This window comes from Polycladomyces zharkentensis (assembly GCF_016938855.1).
Taxonomy (GTDB): Bacteria; Bacillota; Bacilli; order Thermoactinomycetales; family JIR-001; genus Polycladomyces; species Polycladomyces zharkentensis.
Genome location: NZ_JAFHAP010000012.1, coordinates 1 through 347, shown reverse-complemented (window position 1 = coordinate 347; position 347 = coordinate 1). Strand labels below are relative to the sequence as shown.

At 57.9% G+C, this 347-nt stretch carries 1 protein-coding gene; it reads left to right on the top strand.

The genetic code is table 11. From position 1 onward, the window contains the following. Positions 1–10 precede the first annotated feature (10 nt). Positions 11–347, top strand: a 337-nt coding sequence (locus tag JQC72_RS13345; protein ID WP_205496514.1) for a hypothetical protein, incomplete at its 3' end; no start/stop codon positions are given.

Here is a 347-nt window from a genome sequence, read left to right as displayed (position 1 = left end):
CGGGTGCGAGATGATCGGAAACCACGGCCTGTGGTGCGATTTTGGCGGTCGTGACGGATTGATCGGTCAAGTGATCCTGTCCGACGGCTCCCGCTTGAATGTGAAGGGATTGAACGGCCTCGGGAGCGAGATGGCGTGTATGGACAGCTTGATCCTGGATGTGGGAATCGGAGACGGATTCGGGTGCGAGATGATCGGAAACCACGGCCTGTGGTGCGATTTTGGTGGTCGTGACGGATTGATCGGTCAAGTGATCCTGTCCGACGGCTCCCGCTTGAATGTGAAGGGATTGAACGGCCTCGGGAGCGAGATGGCGTGTATGGACAGCTTGATCCCGGATGTGGGAA